Below are 881 nucleotides of genomic sequence, written 5' to 3' on the forward strand. Positions count from 1 at the left end.
TCTAGTGCCCAACGTTTACGGCATGGACTACCAGGGTATCTAATCCTGTTCGCTACCCATGCTTTCGCTCCTCAGTGTCAGTAATGGCCCAGAGACCTGCCTTCGCCATCGGTGTTCTTCCTGATATCTGCGCATTTCACCGCTACACCAGGAGTTCCAGTCTCCCCTACCACACTCTAGCCTGCCCGTACCCACCGCACGCCCGAGGTTGAGCCTCGGGTTTTCACGGCAGACGCGACAAGCCACCTACGAGCTCTTTACGCCCAATAATTCCGGACAACGCTTGCGCCCTACGTATTACCGCGGCTGCTGGCACGTAGTTAGCCGGCGCTTCTTCTGCAGGTACCGTCACTTTCGCTTCTTCCCTACTGAAAGAGGTTTACAACCCGAAGGCCGTCATCCCCCACGCGGCGTCGCTGCATCAGGCTTTCGCCCATTGTGCAATATTCCCCACTGCTGCCTCCCGTAGGAGTCTGGGCCGTGTCTCAGTCCCAGTGTGGCCGGTCGCCCTCTCAGGCCGGCTACCCGTCATCGTCTTGGTGAGCCATTACCTCACCAACAAACTGATAGGCCGCGAGTCCATCCCTCACCGATAAATCTTTCCAACAACCACCATGCGGTAGAAGTTCATATCCGGTATTAGCCACGATTTCCCGAGGTTATCCCGAAGTGAGGGGCAGGTTACTCACGTGTTACTCACCCGTTCGCCACTAATCAGGTAGTGCAAGCACCACCGTCATCGTTCGACTTGCATGTGTTAAGCACGCCGCCAGCGTTCGTCCTGAGCCAGGATCAAACTCTCCATGAAAAAACATGAAAAACAGTATCCTGACAACATAAACAAACAACCAGCATATAACTGCTGTATCATCCGTATTATA

General features: G+C 54.4%; 1 rRNA gene. It reads right to left on the reverse strand.

The features are described 5' to 3' along the window. A 16S ribosomal RNA gene (locus ABD893_RS16950) occupies positions 1–808 on the reverse strand; the annotation flags it as partial. Between the last annotated feature and the right edge of the window lie 73 nt (positions 809–881).

Source organism: Brachybacterium paraconglomeratum, from assembly GCF_039541415.1.
GTDB classification, from domain to species: Bacteria; Actinomycetota; Actinomycetes; order Actinomycetales; family Dermabacteraceae; genus Brachybacterium; species Brachybacterium paraconglomeratum_A.